The sequence below is a fragment of the Hungatella effluvii genome (genome assembly GCF_003201875.1).
In the GTDB taxonomy this organism is placed as follows: domain Bacteria; phylum Bacillota; class Clostridia; order Lachnospirales; family Lachnospiraceae; genus Hungatella; species Hungatella effluvii.
The window spans coordinates 389,528-403,504 of sequence record NZ_QJKD01000002.1; the positions used below are offsets into that span (position 1 = coordinate 389,528).

The window sequence follows — 13,977 nt, forward strand, 5'->3', positions numbered from 1 at the left end:
AAGATGAGTGCAAAGGAGTTTCTGAGAGTGCTCAATAAAGCAGACGTACGACAGCCTGATCTGTGATGACAGCATGCGGGTGCAGACAAATGGCATGAAGTTCTGTGCTGTACCATAAGACACCGAAAAGTACCTGATTTTCTAAAAACCCGGGATCGGGAAGCTGGGTAAGTCTGAACACACCTGGCTGGTCGCCGGGGCGGTCCGCCAGCCTGATGGTAGTATTGTCGTGGTCCATCAGTCCCAAGGTGGTCTCATCAGTAAGTTCTTCGGCACTATGACCAATCAGAGCATAAGAAAGCAGACAGCCGTACCGTCCGGAGGAGAGTGTATTTTTCAGTTCATTTTTGGCAGTCTTAACCGCTTCTTTGACGGATGCACAGGCATGGGCCCGGACTTCACTCATAACGGCACTGGTGACCGGTTCGAATTCCTGACGGTCCCAGCGAATCCGGCGGTTTCCCGTACCCGGATAGTAGGAGAGGCAGGGAACCCGCACCATGTCGGATACCGAATCTTCTTCCTTTACATATTTTAATGCCTTCAGCGGGCGATAATGACAGGTGACGGAAAGCTCTCCGCTGTCTAAGTCGATCCACCAGCCCTGGTCCACCAGTTCTTTTCGGGCCATGTCGCAGGATTCCTGGAAGGAAAGCTGCAGGAGACGAGCGTTCTCCTTCTTTAAGCCCAGTTCATTTAAACGGTCAAGTGTCCAGATTCCGCCAAGTTCCTCGTAAAGGACGCTGTTCTCGTCTTCCACATTTCCCTGTTCCAGCTTCTCGGTCAGCCATGCTCTGGATTTCCGGATCAATGCGCGCAGCCGTACCAGCGTTCCGGCGGATTCAGCGATACCTCTTTCCCGAATGCCGTTTTCCACGCCTGCCTTTTCCAGATCCTGCATTTGCAGAATGAGCGTGCGGATCAGGCGCTCCGGGCCGGGCAGATAGTAGTCACCAAGCTGCTTTGCCAGATCCTGATACGTCTTTAAGGAACTGCCTTTTAATGTGGCAAGTCCGGCGTCCAGAAGTTCATTTACCATGGATTCCGCCATGGCGAGGCCGTCCAGCTGTTTTTTCAGTTTCTTTGTGCGGGCTGCAAGACTCGCTGGTTTTGAAGCTTTCGTGGACTTCTTTGTCTCACCGTCCGTGCGGCCTTTCTCTTCTTTTTTCTCCTCGCGGGCCTCTTTCCTGGCGCGTTTGTCGAGGATGGTCTGCGGAATCTCACAAGTTTCCCACGGCTCATCTTCCAAAAGCCTAAGCATCAGAGCCAGGCCATGTTTACAGGGAAACTGACGGCTGGGACAGCTGCAGCGGCAGACAGGCGCTGCTTCATCTATGAAATCGACGGATACGCTGTAAACGGAACTTCCGCTTCCCTTGCAGTCTCCCATGTAAAAGGTGTCGTCGGCGGAGCGGGCCAGGTGTGTAAATCCGCCGCTCTTTACAATCTTCTTTGCATTGGCCACAGCACTCGCGTTCGGCGCCATGGCTGCGATCTGTTGTTCGGTCAGATGCTTCATGATGCGGTCCTCCTGATTGGTAGATTCTTTTATTCCCGTGTCGCTGATATATGAGCCAGGCGGGCCTGTGCGTATGTCCGCAGCGGCTGCCATGAGAGGCTGATTCCATGGCGGTTGAGGCGGGAAATTAGCTGATCGTAATTTCGCTAATCAGTTTACTATGATAAGAGTATAGCATAACTTGATGCATTGGGGCAGAGGGGGAAGGGATTTTATCTGAAATTTATACAGTATAGAAATATTCGGATAGAATTATGCTGTTAGAGATAGAAGAAAGAGAGGAGGCAGGAGGGGCTGATGGGGAGGGAGGGGAGCGCGGTGGAGATAAGATATATCTGATAGAATGGATATGAATAAGAAGGGGCGTTGGAGCTGGAAATTAAAGAAACTTAGAGGCGAAGAGGAAAAGAGGCGAAGATGCAGAAAAGCAAAAAAAGCCGCAACACGGCAAGCTGATATGCACACTGTAATCGCTTTTGAAACGGCTGATCCGGTGTTACTGAACGAACCAGCCGCTGATTTACATACTTCATCAATGGCTCTTAAACAATATTTAAAGTATTTCCCCAAACACATACTTCCGAATAGCCCAGGCCACGCCGTCTTCGGCGTTGGATTTCGTTACATATTTGGCCCTTTTACGGATACAGTCCATAGAATTGCCCATAGCCACGGTCCAGCCGAATTCCGGAGTAAACATGGAGATGTCATTGTCGCTGTCGCCGAGAACCATGACGTCATCCAGGGAGATTCCCTTTGCCGCAGCGTAGGTCTTCAACGCGTTGCCCTTCTGGGCGGCAGTGTTGGTCAATTCTATATTATTGGGAAATGAAGAGGCAGCAGCTAAATCCGGGTAGTTGGTAAATGCCTCTTTCATGCGGATTACCAGATCGCAGTCTAAGTCGTTCCCACAGATTTTGTAGATATCCGCATCTGCGGGAATTTCACCCAAGTCCCGGACGAAGGTCATGGTATCCATGCGCTCTTTGGCGGCAGCCCGGATTTCGTCAGGAATTTCTCCCGAAAATGGGGCACGGCCATTTAAAAAGTCGTAAAGCTCCAGGATTTTTCTCTCCGGATCGGCAGTGGAGTAGCGGCCATGAGAGGTCAGAACATCCATAGCAGCCCCGAACTCTCCGAAAACGTGGCTGATATCCTTTAAATTCTGTTTGTTCATTGGAAGATTCACCATTTGTGCTCCGGTCTGGTCATAAATGACGGCCCCGCTCAAACAGATATAGCCACAGGTAATGCCGCAGCTGTCCATCATTCCTTTTGCATCGTGGTGGTCACGGCCGCTGCAGATTAAAAATTCCACGCCATAGTCGGACAGGCGGTGAATCGCGTCGATATTGGCCTGAGAAATATTTGTATATGGGTCAAGAAGGGTGCCATCCATGTCGGAGGCAATCAGTCGAATGCTCATTGGTACATGCTCCTTTATTGGTAAATGCTGATAAATAAGATTCCTTTCCATAGCTTATACTAAAAAAAGATATTCGTCAATGAAGAAACTGGTTCTGGCCGCAGCCATAGAAAAAACAGATTACAATTCAGAGGCCGGCAGGGCCGTGAACGGCAGTAAAAAATAGTGCTTGACCGTGACCTGACGTCACCCTGTATACTCCAGTTAGCAGAGTAAATGGTTAGCCACATAAAGGGTTAGCTGAGTATAAGCCTGGCTATGTAAAAATCAGGAGGAAAAGGAATGGGCGGTTTTAAGTTTGAACAGTGCGGGAACATAGAAGGGCTTTATCTCGTGGAGCTTCAGGTGTTCTCGGATGAGAGAGGATATAACCTTGAGGCATACCATGCAGGCAGCTTCCGGGAGGCGGGGCTGGACATGGTATTTGTGCAGGACAATTTATCCATGTCTGCGAAGGGGACGCTCAGAGGGATGCATTTTCAAAAAAACTATCAACAGGGAAAGCTGGTCTGTGTCGTGAGCGGAGAGGTGTTTGACGCAGTGGTCGATATCAGAGAAGGCTCCAGGACGTATGGCCAGTGGTTCGGCACCGTACTTTCCGCAGAAAAGAAGAACATGCTGTATGTACCGGAAGGCTTTGCACATGGCTTTCTGGTGCTTTCAGATACTGCTGTTTTTTCTTATAAGCTGTCCGATTATTACCACCCGGAGGATGAAAGCGGCATTCCGTGGAATGATAAAACCGTTGGAATCCGGTGGCCCATTCCGAAGGACATGACGATTCTAACCTCGGAACGGGACAGCCGCCATCCGGCTTTTGGTGAAGAAAGCGCTTTGAAGCCGAAAAAGAACCGGAATACAATGGAGGCGACGGTCCATGCAAATGTAATGGCTGAGACGAGTCGTGGCAGGATTTAGAAATTCTTTCAAAATAATGAATAGGGTAGATTGTTTGAGGATGTTTATGGTATACTAGGAACACTTAGTGAGGCAGAAAACCACGCATAGAAAGAGTAAAATATAATGAAGCCACATACATTTGCAGTCTGCGCATACCGCGATTCTCCATATTTAGAGGCGTGTATCCGTTCCCTGAAGGGGCAGAGCGTGCCGACGGATATTATTCTCTGTACTTCCACACCCAGCCCCTATATTATGGATATGGCGGACAAGTACGGCATTTCCGTTCATGTGCGCGAGGGAAAGAGCAGGATCATGGATGACTGGAATTTTGCGTACCACATGGCAGATTCCCGTTTCGTGACCATTGCACATCAGGACGATATGTATCAGAAGGATTATGTAAAGCTGCTTCTGGAGTCCTGGAAGCGGTATCCCGATATGACGCTGTTTACCGGCGGGTATACGGTGGTGAAGAGGGATACGCTTGTAAAGTTTGAAAAAGTAGAGTTCATCAAGCGTTTTCTGCGGCTGCCGCTGCGGCTCCGTCCGCTCAGCCACCTGCGGGCTGTCAAGAGGAGCGTGCTGCTGTTCGGAAACTCCATCTGCTGTCCGGCATGTACGTACAACAAGGAACTTCTGGGAGAACCGCTCTTTGATTCGCCGTACCAGTTCGCATTGGACTGGGACACACTGTGGAAGCTGGCGGGGCGAGGCGGCCGCTTTATCTGCATAGAACGTCCGTTAATGTATTACCGGGTCCACGAGGAGGCCACAACGAAGGCCTGTATTAAGGACAACAGCCGGGCGCGGGAGGAAGCGGAGATGTTTGCAAAGATGTGGCCTAAGCCCGTTGTGAAGCTTCTCATGCATTATTACCGCAGAGCATATGAGGAATATGAATAAAGAAATAGCCACTCCACTAAGTTCGTGAAAGACCTCACTAAGTGGAGATGACATGTATCGCACGTAAGCGGCCAAAAGACGTCCGCTAAGTGCTCATAACAAGGAGGATATACAGATGAAAGTAGTACTGCTGGCCGGTGGATTAGGAACCAGAATCAGCGAAGAAAGCCATTTAAAGCCGAAGCCCATGATCGAGATCGGGGGCAGGCCGATTTTATGGCATATTATGAAATACTATTCCGAATTTGGTTTTCATGATTTTGTGATCTGCCTTGGATATAAACAGTATGTAGTGAAGGAGTTTTTTGCGGACTACTTCCTTCACACATCGGATGTGACCTTCGATCTTGCCAATAATAAGATGGAGGTTCATAATAACTATTCCGAACCATGGAAGGTAACTCTGGTAGACACGGGCTTAAATACGATGACAGGCGGAAGAATCAAGCGGATTCAGCCGTATATCGGCGACGAGCCATTTATGATGACGTACGGCGACGGCGTGTGCACCGTGGATTTGAATGCCCTCGTGAAGTTCCATAAGGAGCATGGAAAGACGGCCACCATGACGACGGTGAACATCGCACAGATGAAGGGGGTTCTGGACATCAGCGACGACAACGCGGTCCGTTCCTTCCGCGAGAAGGATGAGAAGGACGCCAGCCTCATCAACGGCGGTTTCATGGTCCTGAATCCGGACATATTCTCCTATCTGGAGGATGACACCACTGTATTTGAAAAAGAACCGCTGCAGCGTCTGGCGGCAGAGGGACAGCTGATGAGTTTCCATCACACCGGGTTCTGGCAGTGCATGGATACGCAGCGTGAGATGCAGAAACTGGAGGCCTTATGGCAGACAGGAGCAGCACCCTGGAAGATCTGGGAAAACTGATACAGGAGAATAGAATTCATATGACAGAATGGACAAAGGAAATGTGGCAGGAATTCTGCACATTTTATAAAGGAAAAAAAGTATTGGTGACAGGACACACCGGTTTTAAGGGCTCCTGGCTCGTCCGGATGCTTGAGGAAGCAGGGGCAGCGGTGACGGGATACTCTTTGGAGCCGCCGACAGACCCCAGCCTCTTTTACGTCGCAGGGCTTCATAACACCATGGATTCGGTGATCGGGGATATCCGGGATCTGCCCCACCTGATGGAGGTGTTTGAGAGAACACAGCCGGAGCTGGTGTTTCATCTGGCGGCACAGCCCATCGTGCGGGATTCCTATAAAGATCCCGTATATACGTACGAGACGAACGTGATGGGCACGGTTCACGTGCTGGAGTGTATCCGGAAGAATCCATGTGTGAAGTCATTTTTAAATGTGACCACGGACAAGGTATATGAAAACAGGGAATGGGAATACGGCTACCGGGAATGCGATCCCTTAGATGGATTTGACCCCTACTCCAACAGCAAATCCTGTTCCGAGCTGGTGACACACAGCTACGCGAAGTCATTTTTTGCGGACGGCCATACAGCGGTGTCCACATCCCGGGCGGGGAATGTCATCGGCGGAGGTGATTTTGCCAACGACAGGATCATTCCCGACTGCATACGCGCGGCGACGGCCGGCAGAGAGATCGTAGTCAGAAATCCATATTCCACGCGGCCATACCAGCTGGTGCTGGAGCCGCTGGCGATTTATATGGCTATCGCCATGAAACAGTATGAAGATCTGAACTTTCAGGGATACTATAATGTGGGCCCGGACGACCGAGACTGCGTGACCACCGGTGAACTGGCGGATTTATTTACGGCTGCCTGGGGCGGCGGAATCACGTGGGTGAACCGGTATGACGGAGGCCCTCATGAGGCCAATTTCCTGAAGCTGGACTGCTCCAAGATTAAAAAAACCTTTGGCTGGAGCCCCCGCTATGGCGTGAAAGAGGCCGTGGAGAAAACGGTGGAGTGGACAAAGGACTATCTGGCAGGTGAAGACATGCTGGCTGTGATGGACAGGCAGATTAAAGAATTTTTTGATTACTGATCAACAACAGACTGAGAGGAAAGAAACAATGTTTGAAAATAAGACAGAACAGGAAGCGAGACAGCAGATCCTGGACATGGTGGGAGCTTACTGCGATACCTACCATAATAAAAAGGAGCCATTTAAGGCGGGAGACAGGATTCCCTACGCGTCCCGTGTGTATGACAGAAATGAGATGGTGAATCTGGTAGACAGTTCCCTGGAATTCTGGCTGACTTCCGGCCGGTATACGGATGAATTTGAAAAGGAGCTGGCCGGATATCTGGGTGTGAAGTACTGTTCTCTGGTGAATTCCGGATCTTCCGCGAACCTTGTGGCCTTTATGACACTGACGTCTCCGCTTCTTGGCGAACGCCGGGTGAAGCGCGGTGATGAGGTTATTACAGTGGCCGCCGGTTTCCCAACCACGGTGACGCCGCTCATCCAGTACGGCGCTGTGCCGGTATTCGTGGATGTGACGATTCCGCAGTATAATATCGATGTGACGATGCTGGAGGAGGCGTACTCCGAGAAGACCAAAGCCGTGATGATTGCCCATACCCTCGGCAATCCCTTCGATCTGGCGGCGGTGAAAGCATTCTGTGACCGCCATAATCTGTGGCTGGTGGAAGACAACTGCGACGCTCTTGGAACGAGATACACCATAGACGGACAGGAACGGCTGTCGGGCACCATCGGAGATATCGGTACCTCCAGCTTCTATCCGCCTCACCATATGACGATGGGAGAGGGCGGCGCCGTTTACACGAATCACCCGATGCTGAACAAGATCATCCGGTCCTTCCGTGACTGGGGCCGTGACTGCGTCTGCCCATCGGGAAGAGACAACATGTGCGGTCACCGTTTCGACCGGCAGTTTGGCGAGCTTCCGCTGGGATACGACCATAAGTATGTTTACTCACACTTTGGGTACAACTTAAAGGCGACAGACATGCAGGCAGCCATCGGATGTGCCCAGCTAAGGAAGTTCCCGACCTTTGTGGAACGCCGCCGCCATAATTTTGACCGGCTTCGTGCCGCGCTTTCAGCGGTGGAAGAGCAGCTGATCCTTCCGGAGCCGTGCCCGAATTCAAAGCCAAGCTGGTTCGGTTTTCTTATCACCTGCCGGGAAGGTGTGGACCGGAACGGAATCGTGCAGTATGTGGAGTCGCACGGTGTGCAGACCAGAATGCTGTTTGCAGGCAATTTGACAAAGCATCCGTGCTTCGACGAGATGCGTGCGGAAAAGACCGGATACCGGATCGTCGGAGAGTTAAAGAACACCGACCGGATTATGGCCGATACGTTCTGGATCGGAGTCTATCCGGGAATGACGGATGCGATGATTGATTATATGGCCGAGACCATTATAGAAGCAGTAAAGAAAAACAGCTAAACGAAAGAAGCCCGGATGTGGGGATTCATGGGGAGAAGGAAACCAAATGGAGAATTACGATCTTAAAAAAGTCCATGAGGCGAACCTGGCTATTTTGAAGGAAATTGACCGGATTTGCCGGAAATACAGGATAAAGTATGTTCTGGATGCGGGAACTCTCTTGGGTGCGGTGCGCCATAAGGGCTTCATCCCGTGGGATGATGATGCGGACGTGGCGTTCACAAGGCCGAATTACGACGCATTTTTGAAGGTGGTTAAAAGAGAACTGCCGGAGGGAATGACGTTGGTGGAGCCGAAGGACCTGCGGGACGGGAAGGCATTTTTCGATTTTACGGCCAGGATTATCTATGAGAAGAGCCAGATGCATGAGGATACGGAGGAGATGCAGTATTACGGAGGCAAGCTGAATCACCTTTGGGTGGATTTATTTACAATTGACGAGCTTCCCGCCAACAAGGCGGCATCCACCTGGACTCTGTTCCTGCACACGGCGATTTACGGACTGGCCATGGGACACCGCTATAAGCTGGACTTCGGAAAGTATGGCGTGATGGGAAGAATCTGCGTGTGGATACTGTCCACCGTGGGCAGGCTGATTCCCATGAGCGTCATCAGAAAGCTGCAGCATATGGCAGCGGTGAAGGACAGAAAAGGAAAGAGCCCCCTGCGCTATTACAGCAACTACCAGCCGGATTACCTGTATGTGACGCTTCAGAAGGAGTGGTGCGAGGAGACGGTGGATCTGTCGTTCGAGGACACCTTGCTCATGGCGCCCAAGGGATGGCATGAGGTTTTGACCTGGGTCTACGGGGACTATATGACCCCGCCGCCGAAAGAGGAACAGATACCCTCTCACTCCAGCATGAAAATAAAAATCATGGATTGATTACTTAATGTCTACTGAGCGTATAGATTGCTGGAAAATATTTCCAATCGGACATTATATCGACCGAATTCTACAATTTTTTTAGTTACACTAAAGAAAAAAGGAGGGATTCGGTCATGACGATATGTGAAGCAACCAGTAAGAGGATTGAGCAGCTATGCAGGCAGAAGCGTCTGACGGGATATTCTCTGACCTTTCAGGCAGGGATGCCGCCATCAACCTTTAAGAGTATTATGAATGGAAAGAGCAAGAACCCCGGAATCTGCAACATTAAAAAAATCGCCGATGGTTTTGGAATGACCATCCGCGAATTCTTTGATTCCGATATATTCAATGATCTGGACCAGGACGATTAATTCGCCCTGGTCTTTTCTTTTTCGATTTTATTTCCAGGTATCTCTCCGCCTTCGCAGTGGTCTAAATATTCCCTCGCATCCTTAAAGAAGCTGAAAAGTATCAACAGAATAATGATTCCGATGGGGAATGCCGCGATGATGGATACGGTCTGAAGATTCGCCATCGAGTTCTCTGAGAAAATGAGGGCAATGGGGAACAGCATCAGCAGTATGGCCCAGAACAGCTTCACGTGCTTATCGGGCTGGGCGTCGGACGGCAGTTCCTTGTAGGAATAGGACGAAGCCACCATGGTAAGGGCATCGAAGGAGGTGGCATAAAAGGCGATCATGGTGACTGCCAGCAGGATAAGCCCCAGCTTCGCCAGCGGAAGCGTCTCGAAGATGGCCATGATAGTCTGATATAAATCCCCGGTGGCTGCGTAGATGCCCATGACATCCAGATGTCCCTTCGTCTGCAGCGCCAGGCTGTAGTTGCCGAGTATGATAAAGGAGGTAAATGTTCCCGACAGACCGAAGCAGTATCCGCCGAGCACCGTCTGGCGGATGGTGCGTCCCTTGCTGATGGTACCGATGAAGAACGGGGTGGCTACGCACCACACCATCCAGTAAGCCCAGTAGAAGATGGTCCAGTTCTGCGGGAAAGACGAGGTGCGCAGCGCGTCGGTCCATGTGGACATGCCGATGAAATTCTGCACCATGTTGCCGATAGCCGTAACTCCCGTCTCAATGGTATAGCGGGCCTCTCCGCCGCCGATCAGCACGTAGAGCAGCAGGCCGAAGAAGAGCCAGGTACAGGAGGCCGCCAGCTTGGCGATGCCCTTCATACCAAAATAAACGGTGATGGTGTAGACGACACAGATGATGACAAGGATTAAAATTGTCAGCATGTTGGATTCCGGGATTCCGGTCACGCGGCTGATCGCCATGGAGAGCAGCGGAGTGGCCAGAGAAAATGTGGTAGCTGTCCCTGCCAGCAGTGCGAATACGGCGATCAGGTCGATGACTTTTCCGCCAATCCCATCCACGTGTTTTCCGAGGATCGGACGGCAGGCCTCAGAATACTTCTGTTTGGTGCGCTTTCTGACGTGAAGCATGAAGCCGAAAGCCACAGCCAGTACCATATAAAAGCTCCAGGGAATCGGTCCCCAATGGAAGAGGGGATAGGTGGAGGCCCAGTCCTGAAATGTCCCCATGTCTGCAATGTGCGGTTCATTGGCATAGAGCACCCACTCGCAGAGCGAGTAGAAGAGAATGTCGGCCGCAAGGCCTGCCGTAAACATCATGGTTCCCCATTTGAAATTGGAGTACTGCGGCTTCTCTATATTTCCCAGCTTAATCTTTCCGTATCTGGAAAATGCCATGTAGAGTGAGCAGAGAAAGACGCCGAGTCCGATCAGTAAGTAGTAGCTGCCGAATTCATTGCCGAGGAAGAAACGGATCGATGAAAGCACATCGGTCGATTTCTGCGGGAACACCATAAATAAAAGACAGAGTATAAGAACACAGATGAACGGGACGATGGTCGTAACCCAGTCCAGCTTCTTTATCAAGTATTTTTTTTTATCCTGGTCCATGATAGTACCTCCTAAATGTTCAAAAAAGTAAAAATAAATTTGATATTGAACATAATACCATGGTTATCCAGAAAATGCAAGAATTAATTGTGAAGATTTTCTGACTTTTTTCCAAAACCACTACAAAAATGAAGCCGCATCCGATATAATAGCCTCGTGCAGAAAAAAGGAGGACTGAAATTGATCATGAAGAAAAAAGTGTTAATTATATGTGGAATTACGGCGATGCTGCTGGCTGGCTGTACCAAAAGCAATATTGTGACAGGAGGGCCTGCGGAGCCGGTATTTGAAACTCAGGAAGGGATTGTGCTGGACTGGGGACAGATCGGAGATGATCTGGATGAGGAGTACTTAAATAACGAGGATTACCCGAAGGCGGTGAGCGTCAATTACAGCGTGGATCCGGATAAGAAGACCATCGATTTAACGCTGATGATGAACGCGGGAGCCACCCCGGAGGAGGCCGTGGCCTTTGCGAATGCGGTTGTGAGAACGATCAACGATGAGGCAGCAGTACAGGACTTCTCCATTGAGACCTCTACCGAGGATTCCTATGGCGGATTCTTCCAGGACTATACGCTTAATCTTATTGTTATGCCGGACGGCATGATGACGGATAAGTCCGTATGGCTGGTGAATATGACGATCCCGGCCGGTTCCAACGAGGCTATTGTGCCGGTAGAAGGCGCGAAGGTTATGGAGCCGACGTCTGCAGAAGAGGACATGGGCGAAGAAGTGGAAGACAGCGGTGAGGAAAGCCAGGAATAATCGATTTACCGAGACCGCGCAGATACGAGAAACAAAAGGTGCAGCAGCGAATTCCCTATTCGCGTCTGCACCTTTTAACATCCTGAGAATCCCAGAGCGTGTTTGAAAATTCATTCCCGCCATCTGCCCGCCCCACTTCGCGGCATATTTGCCCCAATTCAGTCAGCGTAGCCCACTACGCCTCCTTCATCGGGGTCAAATCTCCCACAAAGTGTGACGCACAGCTGACGGAAAGCAATTTTCAAACGCGCTCTAAGATACTGCCAGGCCGCTGTGGTAGGAGTAGTTGCCCAGTTCCTTTAACAGCGCTCCATGGTCCTGATGAGAGAGCGGGGTGGTTGATATCAGCTCTTCATTAAATAAGTAGAATACGTCGCTGCATTTCCGCATGGACTGGTGGAAGAGATCCGGGAACGATGCCTGGGAAGCCAGACGTTTATCCCATGGATTACACCAGGTCTCGTGATCTAAGTTCATGGCTCTGACCGGATCCGGCGGTATGTCGGTTACCAGCTTTTTAGAAGCGATGGGATTCTTCAAAAGCAGATTTTCCACCACGGCGATGCTGTTTCTTTTGCGGCTCCTGGGATCGGCCAGTGTGCGGCAGCCGATGCGCATGGCCAGAATGGAGCGGGATACCATCCGGGGCGTTACGCGGAAATTGTTCCGGTAGTTGATCGGATAGTAGGCTTCATTGATGCAGGACGAGAGGAAACCGGAGATAAACTGCGTCTCCAGTCCGTTTAAACAGATCGTGGCCGCCTGGTTAAACTGGGACGGCTTTTTCTTTTTATATTTCATAAGAAGAAGGGCGTCGATGTCATTCTCCAGCGTGGCATGAAGGCCATGGTAATAATTGCCGGAATTCTTAATGTCGTATTCGATCCGCCCATACACGTAGGGATGGCAGATGGAATCCGCAACGTAGTGACAGAAATAGCCGCTTAAGTAGGAGATGGCCTGCTCTCGCTGCTGCTTCGACTCGATGGTGGCCAGGTGGTTTAAGCATACGGCGAAAAAGGTGCTCACGTGGTTCTCGTGCATGTAGGAACCTACGTTTCGGTAGTCACGGTGGCGCAGGATCGGAATGTTGTAGAAAAACATATCGGGGCCCTGCAGCCCTAACTGATAAAGCCAGCGGTACTTGGAGATAATTCTTCTTAACTGGTTGTTCGGAAGATCGTTGTATGCTTTGACGCCGAGTAGATAATGGGTGGTAAATCCGGGCATTTGATCACCTCTTGATGGAGTATTTTGGGGACAGTCAGCGATAACCGGTGAGTGAATCGAAGGGACTGACGATCCCGGGCAGAGAAGCTGAAACGCAGACGTTCCGGCCGCCCTGGCCTATACGCACATTATACCACATCCCGCCTCGCATGGTGTAATATATAGTGTGATTTTTAATGGAAATTTTATTCCTGTTTATTTTTTATTCTTATATTCCGTGCTCTCTGCCTGGAAAGCGAAAGAAATCAGGGGAAACAGGTGCTCACTCGGCAGTATTGTGATAATATTACCTTTGAATAAGAGAAAGGGGTGTGAGACCATGTTTCATGGAAAAATGAAGGCACTGACCTTCAGCTACGATGATGGCGTGACGCAGGACAGGAGGCTGGTGGAGCTGTTTGACCGCTACGGGCTAAAGGCAACATTTAACATTAATTCGGAACTGCTGGGAAAACCCGGTACCCTGTGGCGGGAAAATATGTGGGTAGATCACAATAAGATCCGGCCGGAGGAGATCGGTGAGCTTTACAGGAATCACGAGGTGGCTGTGCATACACTGACCCATCCGCATTTGACGGAGCTGGAAGAACCGGAGATCATCCGTCAGGTGGAGGAGGACCGGATAAACCTGGAGCGTCTGACCGGAAAGGCGGTTGTGGGAATGGCCTACCCTGGCGGCGGGATCAACAACGATGAGCGGGTGGCGTCAGTCATAAGGAATCACACGGCCATGAAATATGCCAGAACCATCACCTCCTGCTGCCACTTTGATGTGCAGCAGGACCTGCACCGGTTTCAGCCATCCGTTTATCATATCGAGTTTGAACGGATGACAGAGCTGGGAGAGGCGTTCCTGAAATTACAGCCGGATACGCCGCAGATATACTATATCTGGGGACACAGCTACGAGTTTGACTACCATGACACATGGGGAAAATTCGAGGAATTCTGCCAGATGATGAGCGGCCGGGATGATATTTTTTACGGGACAAATTGTGAGGTTCTGCTGTCTGGTGTAACCGACAGCCTGTACCATGCATAGAAC

General features: G+C 50.5%; 13 protein-coding genes and 1 pseudogene. 9 read left to right on the forward strand and 5 right to left on the reverse strand.

Annotated features, from left to right (window positions below; translation table 11 throughout):
* Positions 1–31: 31 nt before the first annotated feature.
* On the reverse strand, positions 32–1,519 hold the full coding sequence (locus DFR60_RS04890) for an SWIM zinc finger family protein (RefSeq protein ID WP_110321903.1): 1,488 nt from the start codon (positions 1,517–1,519) through the stop codon (positions 32–34).
* Between the two features lie 553 nt (positions 1,520–2,072).
* Positions 2,073–2,945, reverse strand: coding sequence for a Cof-type HAD-IIB family hydrolase (locus tag DFR60_RS04895; RefSeq protein WP_110321904.1), 873 nt, complete (start codon positions 2,943–2,945; stop codon positions 2,073–2,075).
* A 282-nt stretch (positions 2,946–3,227) separates the two neighbouring features.
* On the opposite strand from DFR60_RS04895, the gene rfbC reads away from it, so the two are divergent.
* The 7 genes from rfbC (at position 3,228) to DFR60_RS04930 (ending at position 9,360) form a co-directional block, all read left to right on the forward strand.
* The gene (gene rfbC, locus DFR60_RS04900) at positions 3,228–3,863 is read left to right on the forward strand and encodes a dTDP-4-dehydrorhamnose 3,5-epimerase (RefSeq protein ID WP_110321905.1); all 636 of its coding nucleotides are present in this window, start codon (positions 3,228–3,230) and stop codon (positions 3,861–3,863) included.
* 102 nt (positions 3,864–3,965) lie between these two features.
* The gene (locus tag DFR60_RS04905) at positions 3,966–4,751 is read left to right on the forward strand and encodes a glycosyltransferase (RefSeq protein WP_432764102.1); all 786 of its coding nucleotides are present in this window, start codon (positions 3,966–3,968) and stop codon (positions 4,749–4,751) included.
* Between the two features lie 115 nt (positions 4,752–4,866).
* Positions 4,867–5,643: a glucose-1-phosphate cytidylyltransferase gene (rfbF, locus tag DFR60_RS04910; RefSeq protein WP_002604766.1), complete on the forward strand. Its 777-nt coding sequence runs from the start codon at positions 4,867–4,869 to the stop codon at positions 5,641–5,643.
* A 20-nt stretch (positions 5,644–5,663) separates the two neighbouring features.
* Positions 5,664–6,743: a CDP-glucose 4,6-dehydratase gene (gene rfbG, locus DFR60_RS04915; protein WP_207659502.1), complete on the forward strand. Its 1,080-nt coding sequence runs from the start codon at positions 5,664–5,666 to the stop codon at positions 6,741–6,743.
* Between the two features lie 28 nt (positions 6,744–6,771).
* Entirely contained in the window at positions 6,772–8,118 is a 1,347-nt protein-coding gene (gene rfbH, locus DFR60_RS04920) for a lipopolysaccharide biosynthesis protein RfbH (RefSeq protein ID WP_110321907.1), read from the forward strand.
* A 46-nt stretch (positions 8,119–8,164) separates the two neighbouring features.
* Positions 8,165–9,004 carry a LicD family protein gene (locus tag DFR60_RS04925; protein ID WP_110321908.1) on the forward strand — a complete coding sequence of 280 codons (840 nt, stop codon included), beginning with the start codon at positions 8,165–8,167 and terminating at the stop codon, positions 9,002–9,004.
* Between the two features lie 116 nt (positions 9,005–9,120).
* Positions 9,121–9,360, forward strand: a complete 240-nt coding sequence (locus DFR60_RS04930; RefSeq protein WP_025529472.1) for a helix-turn-helix domain-containing protein — start codon at positions 9,121–9,123, stop codon at positions 9,358–9,360.
* Here the strand turns inward: DFR60_RS04930 and DFR60_RS04935 are convergent.
* Positions 9,357–10,934 (reverse strand): BCCT family transporter, encoded by a 1,578-nt coding sequence (locus DFR60_RS04935; protein WP_110321909.1) that lies wholly within the window; start codon positions 10,932–10,934, stop codon positions 9,357–9,359. The two genes, DFR60_RS04930 and DFR60_RS04935, sit on opposite strands and share 4 nt — an antisense overlap.
* 186 nt (positions 10,935–11,120) lie before the next feature.
* On the opposite strand from DFR60_RS04935, the gene DFR60_RS04940 reads away from it, so the two are divergent.
* Complete coding sequence (locus tag DFR60_RS04940) at positions 11,121–11,702, forward strand: hypothetical protein (protein WP_034533385.1); 582 nt, start codon at positions 11,121–11,123, stop codon at positions 11,700–11,702.
* A gap of 200 nt (positions 11,703–11,902) precedes the next feature.
* Here DFR60_RS04940 and DFR60_RS31320 read toward each other — a convergent pair.
* Positions 11,903–11,947, reverse strand: a pseudogene (locus DFR60_RS31320) (hypothetical protein); the annotation flags it as partial.
* A 7-nt stretch (positions 11,948–11,954) separates the two neighbouring features.
* Complete coding sequence (locus DFR60_RS04945) at positions 11,955–12,932, reverse strand: zinc dependent phospholipase C family protein (protein WP_002604759.1); 978 nt, start codon at positions 12,930–12,932, stop codon at positions 11,955–11,957.
* Positions 12,933–13,251: 319 nt separating this feature from the next.
* Here DFR60_RS04945 and DFR60_RS04950 point away from each other — a divergent pair, with 319 nt between their 5' ends.
* Entirely contained in the window at positions 13,252–13,974 is a 723-nt protein-coding gene (locus DFR60_RS04950; protein WP_110322072.1) for a polysaccharide deacetylase family protein, read from the forward strand.
* Positions 13,975–13,977 lie beyond the last annotated feature (3 nt).